Below are 16,534 nucleotides of genomic sequence, written 5' to 3' on the forward strand. Positions count from 1 at the left end.
AAAAATACTGGAGGGATAGCCATGAACGATCCACTACTGAATTTCGAAGGCAAGGTGGCCCTGATTACCGGCGGCAGTCGCGGACTGGGATACCAGATGGCAAAAGCGCTTGCTGCACGCGGCGCAGATATCATCATAGCCAGCCGCAAAGTGGATGCCTGTGAAGCGGTGGCTGAAGAGGTTCGGGCAATGGGACAGCGTGCTCTCGCCGTAGGTGCGCATTGCGGGAAATGGGACGAGATCGATAAGCTGATCGAAGCGGCATACGCCGAATTCGGGCACGTCGACATTTTGATAAACAATGCCGGCATGGGGCCGCGTATGCCGAGCCATGAGGTGCCCGAAAGTCTGTATGACAGTGTGCTGAACTTGAACCTGAAAGGACCCTATCGTCTGGCCAGCATCATCGGCCAGAAGATGAAAACGCAGGGCTCTGGCAGCATTCTCAACATCTCTTCGATTGCCTCCCTCCAGCCACTGGCCCAAGTCGTTCCTTACAGCGCGGCCAAGGCTGGTCTCAACGCGATGACGATTGGCATGGCCAAGGAGTATGCGCCGCACGTTCGTGTAAACTGTATCTGCGCAGGCCCTTTCCTGACCGATATTGCGGACGCATGGACCGACGAAGCCCGCCAAACAGCGGATAACGCCCTCCGTCGCCCCGGACGCCCCGAAGAAATCGTATCGGCTGCCCTTTATCTATTGAGCGACGCGGCCAGTTTCTCCACCGGATCCGTGATCTCGGTAGATGGCGGGACCTAGTCGATCCCCAATCCCAACTCGGACAATACGAGCTCCGTATGTTCGCCAATTCTTGGCGCCGGAGCGATTTCTCGCTGCTGCGTGCCTCGAAAAATGACGGGTGGCTGCGTTTCCCAATAATGACCTTCCGTCGGGTGCTCGCGTCGTTGAAAGAAGCCTGTCGCCACAAGATGCGGGTCTGATTGCAGATCCGGGAAATCGTTCACACGGGCCGCCGGAATATCTGCTTTCGCCAACGCGTCAATCCAATACTCCGTCGTCTGCTTGTCAAAATATTCCTGCACGCGCGACATCATGTAGTCCTGATTGAAAAACCGCCCCTTGCGATCGGCGATGCGTTCGTCTTGCAATTCTTCCGGGGCACCCATGACATCGAACAGTTTGATCCAGCGCGCGTCAACATAAGGTGCAATCACGATCCAGCCATTCGACGTCTTGAGCGGCTGGCGTGAAGGGTCGACCTGACGCTGATACAGGAATGGTCCGACCGGTGGATCGAACTCAGCCTCGTAGAAATGCTCCTCCAAGAGGAAGTGGGTCACGCATTCGAACATGGGAACTTCGACATGAACTGCCTCGCCCGTGCGGTCGCGATGGTGAAGTGCCGCAAGCGTTGCATACATTGCATGCATTCCGGAAACCTTGTCGGCGAAGGCGGTGGGAATAAAGCGCGGTCGCTCGTTTCCGTCGACCTTTGGCAAGAGCATGGTTGCGCCGGACAGGCCCTGAATCAGGTCATCATAGGCAGGGCGACCTGCATAGGGACCATCCGATCCGAAGCCCAGGCAATGGACATAGACAATGTCGGGCTTGATTGCACGGACTTCTTCGAAAGTCAGGCCGAGGCGCGTAACCGCATCTGGGCGAATATTGTGGATGAAGACATCGCTCTGCTGGATCAGCTTCCTTATGGCCGCCTTACCGGGTTCAGATTTCAAGTCCCAGACGACGGAGCGCTTACCTCGATTAATCGTCAAATGGCATGGTCCCATGCTACGATTGTTCGCAGGCTTGCCAACATTGCGAAAATCATCCCCTCCCTTTGGCTCTACCTTTACGACATCCGCGCCCATGTCGGCCAAGGTCTGCGTGCAATAAGGACCGAAAATGACTGTGGTCATGTCCGCAATCTTGATGTCCGACAGAAGGTTGGTGCCTGGCATGTTGCGCATCCTCCAAATTTAGTCTTGCTGCGATTGGCGAGCCGCAGATGCTTCCAAGGCAATTAGACGGGGTGTCGTTAGGACAGACAAGCCGGATCAGCGTTGTTTCCACGCATAAATAACCGGTACGAGGATCTGCCGTTTTTCAGATTGCGCTGGCTAGTCGAGAGACTCCGGTTCGGACCCCCAATCGCACACCTGTCAGGCGCCAAAAAAGCCCCCAATACACTCGGGCGCGCTTGAAATCACGTTCCGAAAGTTGGATGCGAATTCGATAGGTGAGCAACCCCGCAATCCGTGACAAGGCTTCATTTCGGTCTTCCAATGGAGCCAAGACATCCCTGACCCGGTCCATCCATTCCGGATGCTCTACCAGTTCATCAAGACCATAACGGCATCCAAGCATGCCGCTCAGGATATGGCCTTCCAATGGATTGAGAGGAGTAACTCGGTCAGCCTTCACGGCGCCGTGGAGTGCCTCTATCGCACTGGGCCAAAGCTTCTTGCGCGCCGCGATTACCGCCTTCTGAAACAGCGCCCGGCGGGCACTGAATGGATCACCCTGGCCACCACTCAGTTCATCTAGCGAAAGTGTGGGCAATATTCGCTCCATTAAGCCAGTGTCCGCGGCACACCAACGGGCATATCGTGTATCGGCGGCATAGCGGATATCGCTCGGGCCGCGTGGGCCCTCATGTTGCCGCTGGAACAGAGTCACCGCGTCGACACGACGGGCTTCATAACGGCGCGCGAGTTCTATCAGCACCGCATAATCCTCCGACACCGTTATATGCTCAGGCAACGGACCGATAGCGTCGTAGCAAGATTTCCTTACGAGCAAGCATGGTTGGCCGGTGATGAAACAATCCTCGAGCACATGTAGAAAGAATGATCGTCCATCTTCTGGCGGATAGGGGAACGTCTTTACATACTCGGTCCGACCGGTGCTCGCGTCCACGGAGAATTTCTGCAACGCACCATACGAGATGTTTGTGTCCGAACACTCCAGAAATGGTGTGATCAGGTTCTCTAGCGCATCCGCTGGTGCGATATCGTCATCATCCATGATCCAGATGAGGTCGCCGCTTGCGCAGGTGAGTCCGACGTTCAGAGCTGAAAGTTTCCCGCCATTCGCCTTCTTCAAATACCTGACTTGCCGCTCATACGCTGCCACCACACGATCCGTGTGGTCGGTAGAACCGTCGTCAACGACAATGATTTCTTCAATGGGCCAAGTCTGCGCCAACAAACTATTGATACTTTCCGCAATCAGATGAGCCCGATTAAAGGTCGGAAGGATTACGGTTACGGATGGCGGGGCAACAGACGTCATGTGGATGCTTGGAACTCAATGGCATGCAAGAGGAAGATAATAGGGACAGCGCAATATTCGAGCCAAAGAAATTGATGTTCTTCCAGATTTCGGTATGAAAATCGCATGGGATGCTATTGTTTTTCCAGTCACTTCCCCATGACTCAACGTATTTGAACTTCGTTTTTCTCGAAAAGAAAGCAAATTCGTACAAATGAACAACGAAATCACGCCCCCACAAATTGCCCGTGTAACGATTGTCGTTTCACCGAGAGAGCGTTTCGAACAGGCTGAGATGTCATTGAGTTCCTGCTTTGACATGACCGATACGCCATTCCAAATGGTCTATATTGACGGTGGTTCGCCGCGAGACATCGCACATGTTCTGAAGACTGAAGTGGAAACGCGGGGACACACTTACATCCGGCGGGACGGGTTCCTGACGCCCAATGACGCTCGCAACACCGCGCTGCCATTAATTAACACCGAGTACATAGCATTCATCGACAATGATGTTGTTTTTCAGCCCGGGTGGCTGGACGCTCTGATCCAATGTGCAGATGAAACCGGCGCAGGACTGGTAACCCCCACTATTCTGGTTGGACCAGCGGCCAGAATGCCGGACCTCAGCATTCATCATGCGGGCGGCATTCTCGATATTGACGAGGGTGAGAATGGCAAAACCATCCACCGTCGTCATGGTTTCGAACACCAACCTTATCTGTCCACCAAGAACGACCTCGTTCGGCAGGAAACAGGTTGCACCGAATTTCATGTTGTCCTGGCCCGCACGGAAATGATCCGGGAAATAGGACCTTTTGATCCGAACCTTGTTGGGTTCACCGATGAAATAGACATGGCGCTGATGGCGCGCAAAAAAGGCTGGAAGATCTTTTACGAACCGGAGTCGGTCGTGGCCTACGCAGTCGGCAAAAAGCTGACTTGGCGAGATCGACCCTATTTTTGCGTTCGCTGGAGTCGTGCGCGCGTTATGCGCGCCGAGAGATATTTCTACGATAAATGGGGGCTGTCGCATGACTTCGAGCGGCAAGAGAATTTTTTGCGCGATCACAAGCGTCACGCTTTCCCGTTCAAAAAACTTCAAAGACTGGCCGGATGGCGAATAACCGTAACGGCAACCGCTTTGGTCTGTGAGGCTGTTTCTGCCTGGGCGTCTCGGCGCCTTATCAAACCGGATCAGTCACCATCTGTGCCTCTACCCCAATTAGCCAATCCAACGCCCGATTCTGTTCCAGGCTGACAACAGACGGTGGCGACCGCGAAACCGCTTTAACTCAGGGGTTAGCGAGAACACGTCTTCTTTCGAGAAGCTGTGAAGCAGGTCTTCTCCCTTCATGTACCGGGCGTAGTTTTCCTCGACCATATCCAGCGTGCGGGAAGTTCGGTCAGGCATTTGCGGTGTGAAATGCGGCGTGATCATTATGTTTGGCGCTGACCAAAGCCGATGCCACGGAGGAAGCGGCTCATAGGGGTCTGTTACGTCCAGTCCCGCGCCTGCCAGGTGTCCGGACTCCAATGCCGAGATCATTGCCCCCTCATCGACAAGCTGTGCACGCGCAACATTGATCAAATAGCTTCCCGGCGCCATCGCAGCAATTTCACGCGCCCCCAGCATTCGATAACTGTGGTCATTGAGCGACGCACACATCACCACGAAATCCGAATCCCGCACAGCATCCAACAAGCTATCCCCGCGCGTAGCGCTATACATTTGCACGCCGGGGACTTTGGCCGGAATATCTTTCCGCCGATATGCCCTGATATTCATTTCAAAGCTCTGGCACTGACGGGCAAGGCACTCTCCTGTCGCCCCATAGCCTATGATGGATATGCTTCGGCCATTTAGCCCGCGTAAGGTATCCTGATCCCGGATGCCCCAGACGCGGCGCCGCTGGGCGCGCGCAAGGGTCGATGCCCTGTACACCAGCGAGAGCATGAAGAAGACAGCGTGTTCGGCGAGCACCGGACCAGACCGGCCCTTCGAAGAAGTCACAACAAGATCGCTGTCACTCAGCCTCTGTGGTGCATAACCATCGAGGCCAGACTGGTCGCAATGCACCCATTTCAGCTTGGGCGCAGCAAGATAGCGATCATCCATCACGCCATCAATCAGGGCGACTTCGCAAGTCTGGAGAGCTGTGTCGATGGCAACCCGATCCTCTCGCTTGACGAAAACCAGTTCAGCAGGCGCAAAGATATCTTCAAGGCGTTCGCGATGTTTCGCGGACCATGGAAGTCGTGCCATGATCTTTGGTTTGGACTCCAGGAGTTTGCGTGTTGTCATGACTAACTTCCAAGGATGGGCAATTGCACCGATGCGAAATTCTGCTGTAAACTGAAAAGAGCAAGAAGTGCGCCGTTTCTCTTCAACTATCGTCTCATTCGCACTCTTCCCTTGGTGAACCCATTGCAATCGATTGTATTTATGTATTGCAATCGATTGTATTTTGATATTATGAAGAGCCAACCGGGACGTGCCGGTCTAGAAGTCGACTGGTGCACACACCAGCAGTGATAGGGAGGAAAAAGTCATGTCGATTGTTCGCAATACACTTTTGCTTAGTGCTGGCGCATTTGCCCTGGCGAATGGCACCGCGTTCACTCAAGAAACTTTGAGTGCAACTGAGGCAGAGGCTCGACAACAAACCATCATCGTGACCGGCATCGTAAAGGCAGGCGGTCAAAACCGACTCGACAGTTCCATATCTGTCAGCAGTCTAAATCAAGACGAACTGATGAAGACTGCCCCGCGCAGCACCGCAGAAATCTTTCGCGCCCTGCCCGGCATTCGTGCCGAAAGTTCCGCCGGCGGCGGTAACTCCAATATAGCGGTCCGAGGAATGCCGCTATCCACAGGTGGGGCAAAGTATGTGAGCCTTCAGGAAGACGGGCTGCCGATACTGTTGTTCGGAGATTTCGACTTCGCGCCTGCCGATGGCTTCTACAAAGTGGACGGTACACTTGACCGCGTTGAGTCGGTTCGGGGCGGTACGGCCTCCACGCTGACCACAAACGGCCCTGGCGGCATCATCAACTTCATTTCCAAAACTGGAAGCACAGAAGGTGGTTCGATCGCACTCAGCACGGGACTCGATCATGATGATTACCGGGCAGAATTCGAGTATGGGGGCGCGCTGACTGACACTGTCTACTTCCATGTTGGAGGCCATTGGCAACAAGGTGGAGACTATCGTGATCTTGGCTTTGATGCGGTCAGTGGCGGTCAAATTCGCGCCAGCCTCACCAAGGAATTCGAGAACGGCTTCATACGCGTGAACTCGAAGTGGCTGGACAAAGCCGACGCGACATACATGCCACAAGCTGCTGGTCTGTCTGGTGATGAAGTCACCGACAGCATCGCTGGCTTCTCAGCGACGAATGACAGCCTGCACAGCCCCTACATTCGGAATGGACGCGATGTTGATGGCAACAATACCGTCAACAATTACGACCTTGCAGATGGCATCCGCACACAAATCAAGTCTCTAGGTGTTGAGGCAAACTTCGATATTGGTGCAGGAATAAATCTGGACGCCAAGGCCCGTTACCAAGACATCTCAGGCTATTTCAACGCTCCTTTCACGCACTTTGTGGGCGATGCCGATACTGTTCTGGCATCCACTTATGGCGGCGCGTCAGGGAGCTTCTTCAACGGTCCCGGCGCGGGCAATCCGGTGACCTCCGCATCGCTGGCGGCCGCAACGGGCAACCCCTACGTTTCGGAAGTTGCCTACTTCAACACCGACCTCGACGATATGAGCAATTTTGCGAGCGAGTTGCGCGCCTCCAAATCTCTGGCCTTTGAAGGCTCTTCATTGGACCTGACGGCCGGGTACTTCTTCATGAATCAGAAATTCGTTCAGGATTGGCACTGGAATCGGTTCCTGACATCAACTGACACCAATGCGGCTTTGATCGACGTGAATGGCTTCACCGACAATGGAATTCTTGGCTACAACCAAGCTTTCGGTTGGACGGGCACCAACCGCAATTATGACCTCGAATATCAGGCCCGCGCACCTTTTGTGGCAGGAAGTTGGGCACTTGATAACGGTCTGACGATTGACGGTTCAGTACGCTTCGACACGATAGAGCAAACCGGGACACGCACCGAAGGCGCTGGCGGCGCATTTGATGTAGATGGCGACGGCATTATTGACGCCCCGGAAATGATGGTATCGCTCAATACTGGCCAAGGTGGCATCGCCAACTTCGAGGTAGACCACACCTCCTTCACTCTCGGCGCGAACTATCTGGTTTCAGATACACTCTCCGTATTCGGACGCTACAGCGACGGTGCAGCCTTCAATGGCGAGCGGCAATTGTTCAATTCGCTAAATGCAGGTGGCGGACTCGTCCCTGGTGGTGAAGAGACATATGTCGATGAGACGGAACAATTCGAAGCAGGTGTGAAATGGCAAGAATCCAGTGACGCCATTCCGGGACAGCTTGACCTCTATGTCACCTATTTCAATGCAGAGACAAAAGAGGATAATTACGAAATCACGACCATGACGGCGCTGGGCAATACCTATGTCTCGCAGGGTATCGAAACTGAATTCAAATATGGTTATGGCGGCCTGGACCTGTCAGGATCGGTAACCTTCACTGATGCCGAAATAGACGATAGCGATACCGCGCCTGCCAATATCGGAAACACGCCGCGCCGTCAGGCAGATTGGATCTGGTCCCTTACACCAACTTACACGATCGACGGCCTGGGGCGCATCGGAGTGAACTTTACCGGCACCACGGACACATATGTCGATGATGACAACGTCTATGTGATGCCCGGCGCAACGATTACAAATTTCTTCGCTGATTGGGACATCACCGAACAGGCTACCTTGTCAGTTGGCGTGAACAACGTGTTCGACGAAGTCCTGTTCACAGAAGCCGAGAACGGCCGAGTGTTCGACACCGATGGCGATGGTGCTGCAGATGTCATCGTTGCCCGCTCGATCAACGGCACCTCCGCGACTGCAACTCTCAGATACCGCTTCTGATTGCCTCCTGCATTGTAGCTGAGAAAGCCAGTCCTTTTCGGAGCCTGCCATTCACACTGGCAGGCTCCCATCTTTTCAGGACGAAGTGCTAGCCACGCCCACAGTTACTTCTGCAAGATCACATAATTTCGAGGTCTCGCTATTCCCTTTGTGACTCAGCTTGATTTATAATGGATAATTAGCCCTGTGTGCGGGACACATCGGTCCTTATATGCCCGTTTAATCGGCAATTCAGGCCGCAGACAACAAGACGTCATGACGAGAGGAATTCAGGCGACATGAGCGAGCACGCAAGCAAGTCGCACCGAAAGATGACTATGGCAGAGCTTGCCAAGTTGGCCGAGGTTGATGTCTCGACGGTTTCGCGCGCTCTGAACGATAGTCCGTTGGTGAAGGAAAAGACCAAGCGTCTGATCCTCGATATCGCGGCCGAGACCGGCTATGCAGTCAATGCCTCCGCGCGAAATCTTAGGCGCCAATCGTCCGAGGCAATCGGAATAGTCATCCCGCTACGACCGGAATCTGGCCAGACTATCTCAGACCCCTTCTATCTGGAAATGGTTGGAGCGGTCAGTCAGGCCGCCTCAAGAAATGGCTATGACCTGATCGTGAGTATTCCACGTGAAGACGAAACGATCGCGGAACGCCGCCTTCTGCAGACGGGTAAAGCCGATGGCCTGATCGTGATCGGCCAGGCAGGAATGTCGCAACGGCTTGAAGAGCTCGGCCCCCTGGGTCGCAAAGTCGTCGTCTGGGGTGGCAACGCTGGTCACCTAAACTACACACTTGTCGGAAGTGACAATGTCGAAGGCGGTCGACTTGCGGGTGACCATCTTCTTTCGATTGCTCGAAAACGTATATTGTTCCTGGGGCCGGGTCGCCTTCCTGAGGTCCAGCTGCGATACAATGGATTTCTCAAGGCACATGACGAACGTGGCGTAGGCTGGGACGATACGTTGACTCTGGACATTGAATTCGGCGCGAAAAATGCGTTCGAGGAAGTTCTTCAATTTTTGGATTCGGGCAAGAAATTTGATGCCATCTTTGCCGCCTCTGATGTTTTGGCAATGTCCGCTTTGCTGGCGCTCAACGCACGCGGCATTTCTGTGCCAGATGATGTAGCTGTAGTCGGTTACGACAATATTGCACAAGCTGGTATGGCAACCCCGTCACTCACGACAATTGACCAGAACATAGCCCGTGGCGGCGAACTGATGGTGGAAAAACTACTCGCTCAACTGGCCGGTGAGACTGCCAAGTCGGAGTTGACGCCCACGCAGCTGATCATTCGTGAATCAAGCGGTGGATCGCGCTAGGCTACGCTGCTGGACCAGACACCGAAGTCAGAGAAATATTTCGCACTGGCGGAAAACTCAGCTGCTTCTCCGGGCCCGCTTGCTCAGTAAACGGACCGAGTACGCTCAACGTACCCGCCACAAGATCATGGTCCACAAGACTACATCCGAACATGCCATCAAGGCCTGTCAGCACGCTACCAGACACCAACGCTGACTCCCATTGCCCATCCAATGATGTTGATGTGTACAGTCTTTGCTGAAACTCAACTTCGCTATCAGGCTGGCCTTCATATTGGCGATTACAGGCTGATACGAGAAGTAGCCAGAGATCCGATGCTTTGTCGTGATAGAGTTTCGGGACTTCAGACTGAGTATATTCGGCTGCGTCGGGCAGTTCGATCGGAGGCAGTAACTCCGTCATCGAGACGCCAGCCGGCCCTTCCGTGAGTCGCGCGCGCGCTATGGCAGGCCTCGTTGGTCCGATCTTGGCAGACCAGAAGGCATTGAGTTCGTCATTGTGATCCCGCACCAGGAACGGATCGCGCCAAGCCATTATGGGACCGCCCTCTTCTCCAGCCCGGTCACCCAGTCTATCCAGTGGCCCCAGATAAAACCCCAGGCGGGTGATCTGGTCATAGTCGCGCAGGGGACAACTGATCGAGGCAGCAGGCACAGTGGTCATGGCATCCGGTGTTGGGCCTGCCCCTACACAAATAGTCTGGAGGAAAGTTCGCGCCGGGGAGATGTTACGGACCCCGGTATATCCGAAGAGGGTTTGGCCCGTTTTTCCCATGATGACAGAACCACTCCACACGTTGAACGCATCTGCGCCATCGGACGCGCCGCCGGGCTGGATCGCCACACCTTGATCGCGCCACGAGAGACCATTGTCGGCTGAACGGAAATGCCGAATATGAAAGGAATGGTCGTTGCGCTGCCGCGGCAGGATTGCTGATCCATCGAAGTCCGTCCGACTGAGCGCCAGACAGTATAGATGCAAGTGCCCTTCCCCCGACTGAATCGTCCAAGAGTCCCACAACCAAAGATCTGGATGACGAATGTCTCCCGAAAAGGATAGATCGCATGGATCAGGGATCGGCGCTGTACGGCGACTCATAAACTATCCTCAGGAATATTCCGACTGGTCTGCAGCCTTGAGAGCGGCCGCTGCAGGGTTTGCTATCCAGTTCACAAGCCCCATCACGAACAATAAGCCTGCAAAGCCTGTCGCGAGGACGAAGCCAATCCGCATGTCGCCTCCGCCAAACATATCACTGGCCACCGCCATCAGCAGAGGCGCAAAAGCCGCCGACGCGGCGGTAAAAAACAGGATCAGTCCTGCGACTGCGCCATGATCACTCTTTGGAAAACAGCTGATGCCCTTGGAGTTCAGAGTCGGATAGATCATCGACATGAACAGGCCCGATAGCGGCAGCAGGAAAACCGCCGCAGATTTACCGATCAGCGCACTTGCGAGAAAACAGCCAAAAATGATCGCGGTGAACGCCATCATTACCAACTTCCAGTCAACGATGCGGAGAATCCAAGCCCCAAGAAACCGTCCGACAGCACGCAATACAAAGAAAATCATCACCGCATATGCCGCAAACATCATGGCGGTGTTGGTTCCGGTGAACCCTTCGAGAAAGGTTGGCAGCCAAACAAAGATAGCGACTTCGCAGGCGACATAGAGGGCGATGGCCATGGAAAAACCAAGCGCGTGCGCATTACCCAAAAGTGACAGCGTGTGTCGTACCGACGCTGGCGTCTCCTTCTCACCGGTAATAGGTGGATACTCTGTCACCAGCGCAGCGATGATCATCAGCGCGCACAAACATGCGGCAATCATGTACAGCCAGGTCCAGGACAAGCCCTGTCCCGTCAGCCACACTACCAGCAATGGGCCGATGATGGCCCCGACGCCGAAGAAGCCTTCAACGGCGTTCATGCGTGACGTGTGATCATCCGTGGAATTCGCGAGGTCTCCAACCAACGCCAATGCGGAGGTCTTGAACACACCGATGGCGAGGCCAGAAATGAAGAGCAGTGTAAAGTAGAGCTGAAAGGACTGGCCTGTCATGAAAAGTGCGCTGGCGACGCCATACATTGCCAAACCACCTATGATCGTCTTCTTGCGTCCGAAGCGATCCGCGAGAAAGCCCAGACCGATCCCGCTCATGGCAATCGCAATCATTGTTGCCCAATGAAACGCGCTCGCCTCAGTATTGGAAAGATTCATGTCCACACGCGCGATCTTGATGATCTCGCCGACCGCATCGGTCGTCATGGCGAACATAAAGAACATCGCGTAAGTGAGTGCGGAAACGAGCGCTACAGAGACGCCCTTTTTGCCAGACCCTACTTGTGTTCTTGTCATCTTGTTGTCTCCTCCGCGATTGTGATAACAAAAATACAATCGATTGCAAATGAATATTCGAAGTTCTGAAATGATCGGGGAACGGGTTATGTCGACCAGAAACTTTCGCGGCGGAATCGATGCTGGCGGCACCACGTTCAAATGTGGCATCATGAACGATAAAGGTAACATCGTTCAGAAGTTTCGCGTCAAAGTCTCGACACCAGACGAAACTATTTCCAGCTGCATCAATTTTTTTCGGCCCGTTTTCGAAACCGACCGCCTGTCTTCGTTCGGAATCGCCAGCTTCGGGCCGATCGATATCGATCCGCAGTCTTCAACTTATGGCACCATTTTACAAACACCAAAGCCCGGTTGGTCCCTAACCGACCTCAAGACCGCGTTCGGCTCTGCTATGGGAGTACCTGTTCGCTTGGACACGGATGTGAACGGCGCTCTAAGGGCAGAGATGGCATACGGAGCAGCGAAGCATGTGGACTCCGCTGCCTATGTCACTATTGGCACCGGTATTGGCGCAGGTGTTTTTGCCAATAATCAGCTCTTGGCACACCCCCACCATCCGGAGTTTGGCCACATACCTGTGAACCGTCATCCCTTGGACTTAAGCTTCAATAGCGTTTGCTCATATCATGAAGATTGTCTGGAAGGTCTTGCCTCCGCCACGGCCGTGCACGCCCGGGCCGGGGACCCTAGTGAACTTCCACAAGATCATCCTGTTTGGGACGTCACGGCTGATTACCTGGCTCAGGCGTGCCGCAGCTTGTTCCTGACAGCCCGCCTGAACCGAATCATTCTGGGCGGGGGGCTTATGTTGGCGCCGCACCTGCTGAGCCGCATACACGTCGAATTCGTTCGTCAGATGAACGGCTATCTCGGAATGGATTACCCGATTGCCGAAGACCTCATTTGCACTCCGGCCTTGGGAGATGATGCCGGTCTGATCGGCGCGATCCTGTTGGGAGGTGACGCAGAACACTAGAGTTTGCGCACTCATAGTTCAGCAAGTACAGCGCTCGCCAAAACGCTCACTATACAGATTTCCTCCAATCCCTCGCGCCAATAACCAGCTGCCAGTTTGCTTCATTTTGGCGCAACTTTTTCAGCTCTAGCGAGTTGGTTGATCATTGTGGCCGGAATGCCGTTGATCAACCAGAAGATGAGGATGCTGTGTCCAGACTCGTAGTTTTTTCGAACCGATTGCCATTGGGATCATCGCCGTCTGGGGGACTGGTCGTTGCCTTGGGAAGAACGATGGAGCAGCGAGGGGGAGTGTGGATTGGCGCCACGCCCGGGAAAAGCGGAACAGGCCAGCATACGCTCCAGTCATATGAAGGAGCCAGCTTTGACCGGCACGCGCTTCATCTGCCGGAAGGCGAATACAACGACTATTACCTGGGATATTCGAACTCCGTCCTGTGGCCGCTTTTCCATGGTCGCACAGACCTTCTGGATGTCGAAGAAGGACAACTCGCAGCTTATAGCAGCGTCAACAGGAAGATGGCGGAAGCATCTGTCAACCTGATCCAGGAGGGCGATGTGATCTGGATCCATGATTATCACTTCATTCCTCTCGCTGCGGAACTGCGCAAATTGGGCGTCAACAATCCGATCGGTTTCTTTCTGCACACGCCATTCCCATCCTCGAACAATGTACGCGCGATGTCTCACAAAGAATTCTTGCTGGATTGGTTGGCTGCGTACGATCTCGTGGGATTGCAAACCCAACGCGATGTCTCTGCACTGATCGAGGTTTGCCGCGCCACTTTCGGCGGACAGTTGTTGTCAGACGGGAGAATCCGCTGCAAAGGTCAGGATATCTGGGCTGCCAGCTTTCCAATTGGGATAGATGCAAAGACGTTCCGGCAGACAGCCGAGACGCAGGAAATGACGTCACCCCGGATTGACCCTGGCCAGAAACTTCTGATCGGCGTGGACCGATTGGATTATTCAAAAGGACTGCCTCACAAGTTCCGTGGATTTCAGCGCTTTCTGGAAGATCAGGATTCCGAAAGTGAGCGCCTTACACTGTTGCAAATCGCATCGCCGACGCGCGAAAATGTGGAAGCATACCAGGATATCCGGCGCCAGCTTGAGCAGTTATCCGGTGAGGTCAATGGAGAGTTTGCCGAGCTTGGATACATGCCTATCCAGTACATCCATCGCGCTGTGCCCCGCGACTATCTGGCAGGCCTCTATCGACGGGCTGCGATTGGTCTCGTCACACCACTGATCGATGGAATGAATCTGGTGGCGAAAGAATACGTGACTGCGCAGGATTCCAGTGATCCCGGTGTACTGATACTCTCGGAATCTGCGGGGGCGGCAGAGCAGCTGGGCATTGGCGCCCTGACGGTCAATCCCTTCGATCCGTCCTCTATTGCTGGCGCGATACGCAAAGCCGTCGCCATGCCCCTAACCGAACGAATTGAACGCCATCAGGCCATGTGGGATGAAATTTCTCTGCACGACGTCTATTGGTGGACTGAAACCTTCCTGAATCGGCTAGACAAAAATGCAAGTTCCCGCAGGAAAAGGAGCAGGTCCATTGCGGACCTGGAGACAATGTTGCGCGGTTAATGCGTCATCACGAGTCCCGGGACTCTTCATCAACCAATGTATTTTCAGTAACGACGGGACCGATTTCCGGTTCGGGTCCCAATTCAACTGAATCGTCCTCACCCTTGAAGTGACTCACCGGCGCTTCCTGTATTGGCTCGAACGGGCCGTTCCCGGGCAGCATCTGCTCGCGCCGTCTCTCGGCAGCTTGCTGGATCTCGCCAGCTTCTTTGGCGGTGGATCGCGGATAGCCCAGATGATCTAAAGTCTTGCGTGTCATCAATTGTCTCCTCAAAGACAATCAACCCATACCAATCATATTGGTTGCACAGGCGGGAACCGACAGCATCGCCAAAGGCCTGCAACACCTGCCATCAACCTCAGCATTCAAAAAATTGGCGTCACTAATTATCACCCCTTATCGAACATTAAGACAGTCACGCGCTGACTGTTTGCTTGCCGAAGCCAAGCCAACTTCCGGGTGACCAGGGCAACAATCGTCCACGAGTACAGAGAGCAGCTGATTTACACTTTCAATCTCCGCAGTGTAGATCATGCGACGGGCGTCGCCTCGACACTGATCGGCCCCGATTAACGAACCGGAGTGCTTCAGTGCTTCGCTCGCATGACGTGCCATTTGAATGAACCAGGGCGGGAACGCGATTTCATGCTTGCACGCCGATTACAAATTACTGCCGTGCCATGGTACCAGACTATCGTGTGCGCATCATCGAAAACGTCCATTTTGCACCTGTCAGGAGCGATACATGCAGCTTTCACGTATATCTGGGGCCCTGGCAGCCCCGGACGATTTCGATGCAGTCTTCGGGATCTATGAAAGCGCCCTTCCCGCAGCTGAGCGCAAAACCAGGGCCGAGCTTGCCACACTGTTGGAGCGAAATGACTACGCAGTGATCGCGGCTAGGCGAGGCAAGCAGGTGGTCGGCTTTTCGGTAATCTTTCTCCCTGATCAGAACACCTTCTCGCTTCTCGAATATCTCGCGACACGACAAGGGTGCCGAGGACAGGGCATCGGACAAGCGCTGTTCGAACATGCTCTGGAATTATCGCATGGTCGCCCCTTGTTGATCGAAGTCGAGGCCGAATGTGGCCCAGAGGCGGAACGCAGACTGCAACGCAGGCGGAAACGCTACTATGAGAGACTCGGGTGCCTTACGTTCGAATCGGTTTCCTATAAGATGCCTCAACTAAACTCCGAGTCACCGCCCGCACTTGATCTGATGTACCATCCGAACGGAATGGACACATCAATCAGCAAGGACGTGATGCGGACTTGGATAACGCGTATATATTCAGGCGTTTACAATCGCCAAATTGGCGAACCAACCATCGAAGCGATGCTGCAAGACTGGCCAGCAAACCAAGGCTAGCCCCAACATGGTGAGTTGTAAGCTGATTGGCACAACATCAACTCACCCCACGCCTCATGTCATGAAGTTCATTCACGAAAAGCAGGATGAATTGGCGTTGCGCCCGACTTTCCCGGTTAATCAGCTGGGTCAGGATCGTCGACTGCCGTATCAGTTACGATCTTCCACTCGCCGTTCACTTTCCGCCAGACGGTTACATAATCACCCGTCGTATCGGGATCGCCATCGACGACGAAACTTCCCCAAGTGATTCCCAAATCACCACTCGCCGCACCCATAGCGCCTTCAGGCTGCCAATGAACGGGCGACGGAACCATGTCCAACTGTCGCTCGGCCATGATAGCCGCCTGGCCTGTCAGAAACCCCTCACCTGCTTCGATCATGAAACCTTTTTCAAAATCCACAAACTTCAGAGACGCTGCTTCATAGCCATGCGCGAGATTGTAGGCTTCATAAGCGCGATCAACTGCCATCAATTCTGCCTCGATTTGCGGGGCTGTTGCGTGCACGTCCGACGTCGGCAGGCTGGTGCACCCTGTTGTGCCGATGGCAAGGCCGAACATGGCAACGCCGCACACCGTATTGACTGTTTGGTTCATGAAAATCTCCTGAGGTGAAGCACGGAATGTATCTGCAACCAAAGCGCAC

Annotated in this window: 14 protein-coding genes; 7 read left to right on the forward strand and 7 right to left on the reverse strand. The window is 54.2% G+C overall.

What is annotated here, in order from left to right; all coding sequences use genetic code 11:
• Positions 1-21: 21 nt before the first annotated feature.
• Entirely contained in the window at positions 22-762 is a 741-nt protein-coding gene (locus B4F73_RS16230) for an SDR family NAD(P)-dependent oxidoreductase (RefSeq protein WP_290483780.1), read from the forward strand.
• Here B4F73_RS16230 and B4F73_RS16235 read toward each other — a convergent pair.
• A complete protein-coding gene (locus tag B4F73_RS16235) occupies positions 759-1,925 on the reverse strand; it encodes a CaiB/BaiF CoA transferase family protein (protein ID WP_290483781.1) in 1,167 nt (388 codons plus the stop codon). The two genes, B4F73_RS16230 and B4F73_RS16235, sit on opposite strands and share 4 nt — an antisense overlap.
• A gap of 145 nt (positions 1,926-2,070) precedes the next feature.
• On the reverse strand, positions 2,071-3,258 hold the full coding sequence (locus B4F73_RS16240; protein WP_290483782.1) for a glycosyltransferase family 2 protein: 1,188 nt from the start codon (positions 3,256-3,258) through the stop codon (positions 2,071-2,073).
• A gap of 193 nt (positions 3,259-3,451) precedes the next feature.
• Between B4F73_RS16240 and B4F73_RS16245 the strand changes: the two genes are divergently transcribed.
• Positions 3,452-4,498, forward strand: coding sequence for a glycosyltransferase family 2 protein (locus B4F73_RS16245; RefSeq protein ID WP_206990544.1), 1,047 nt, complete (start codon positions 3,452-3,454; stop codon positions 4,496-4,498).
• Here B4F73_RS16245 and B4F73_RS16250 read toward each other — a convergent pair.
• The gene (locus tag B4F73_RS16250; protein WP_290483783.1) at positions 4,463-5,542 is read right to left on the reverse strand and encodes a D-2-hydroxyacid dehydrogenase; all 1,080 of its coding nucleotides are present in this window, start codon (positions 5,540-5,542) and stop codon (positions 4,463-4,465) included. The two genes, B4F73_RS16245 and B4F73_RS16250, sit on opposite strands and share 36 nt — an antisense overlap.
• Positions 5,543-5,789: 247 nt before the next feature.
• Here B4F73_RS16250 and B4F73_RS16255 point away from each other — a divergent pair, with 247 nt between their 5' ends.
• Complete coding sequence (locus tag B4F73_RS16255) at positions 5,790-8,264, forward strand: TonB-dependent siderophore receptor (protein WP_290483784.1); 2,475 nt, start codon at positions 5,790-5,792, stop codon at positions 8,262-8,264.
• A 278-nt stretch (positions 8,265-8,542) separates the two neighbouring features.
• Complete coding sequence (locus B4F73_RS16260) at positions 8,543-9,580, forward strand: LacI family DNA-binding transcriptional regulator (protein ID WP_290483785.1); 1,038 nt, start codon at positions 8,543-8,545, stop codon at positions 9,578-9,580.
• A gap of 1 nt (position 9,581) precedes the next feature.
• Here the strand turns inward: B4F73_RS16260 and B4F73_RS16265 are convergent, their stop codons facing one another.
• Together B4F73_RS16265 and B4F73_RS16270 are read right to left on the reverse strand one after the other, a co-directional pair.
• A complete protein-coding gene (locus tag B4F73_RS16265) occupies positions 9,582-10,562 on the reverse strand; it encodes a hypothetical protein (RefSeq protein WP_290483786.1) in 981 nt (326 codons plus the stop codon).
• A 126-nt stretch (positions 10,563-10,688) separates the two neighbouring features.
• Positions 10,689-11,939 carry an MFS transporter gene (locus B4F73_RS16270; RefSeq protein WP_206990549.1) on the reverse strand — a complete coding sequence of 417 codons (1,251 nt, stop codon included), beginning with the start codon at positions 11,937-11,939 and terminating at the stop codon, positions 10,689-10,691.
• 49 nt (positions 11,940-11,988) lie between these two features.
• Here B4F73_RS16270 and B4F73_RS16275 point away from each other — a divergent pair, with 49 nt between their 5' ends.
• Both B4F73_RS16275 and B4F73_RS16280 read left to right on the forward strand, forming a co-directional pair.
• On the forward strand, positions 11,989-12,918 hold the full coding sequence (locus B4F73_RS16275) for an ROK family protein (protein WP_290483803.1): 930 nt from the start codon (positions 11,989-11,991) through the stop codon (positions 12,916-12,918).
• A 188-nt stretch (positions 12,919-13,106) separates the two neighbouring features.
• A complete protein-coding gene (locus tag B4F73_RS16280) occupies positions 13,107-14,516 on the forward strand; it encodes an alpha,alpha-trehalose-phosphate synthase (UDP-forming) (RefSeq protein WP_290483787.1) in 1,410 nt (469 codons plus the stop codon).
• Between the two features lie 7 nt (positions 14,517-14,523).
• On the opposite strand, the gene B4F73_RS16285 is transcribed toward B4F73_RS16280, so the two are convergent.
• A complete protein-coding gene (locus B4F73_RS16285) occupies positions 14,524-14,775 on the reverse strand; it encodes a hypothetical protein (protein ID WP_290483788.1) in 252 nt (83 codons plus the stop codon).
• 487 nt (positions 14,776-15,262) lie between these two features.
• Here B4F73_RS16285 and B4F73_RS16290 point away from each other — a divergent pair, with 487 nt between their 5' ends.
• Positions 15,263-15,886, forward strand: coding sequence for a GNAT family N-acetyltransferase (locus B4F73_RS16290; RefSeq protein ID WP_290483789.1), 624 nt, complete (start codon positions 15,263-15,265; stop codon positions 15,884-15,886).
• Positions 15,887-16,002: 116 nt separating this feature from the next.
• On the opposite strand, the gene B4F73_RS16295 is transcribed toward B4F73_RS16290, so the two are convergent.
• Positions 16,003-16,485: a hypothetical protein gene (locus B4F73_RS16295; RefSeq protein WP_290479496.1), complete on the reverse strand. Its 483-nt coding sequence runs from the start codon at positions 16,483-16,485 to the stop codon at positions 16,003-16,005.
• Between the last annotated feature and the right edge of the window lie 49 nt (positions 16,486-16,534).

The organism is Hyphomonas sp. UBA3601 (assembly GCF_002375605.1).
Classification (GTDB): domain Bacteria; phylum Pseudomonadota; class Alphaproteobacteria; order Caulobacterales; family Hyphomonadaceae; genus Hyphomonas.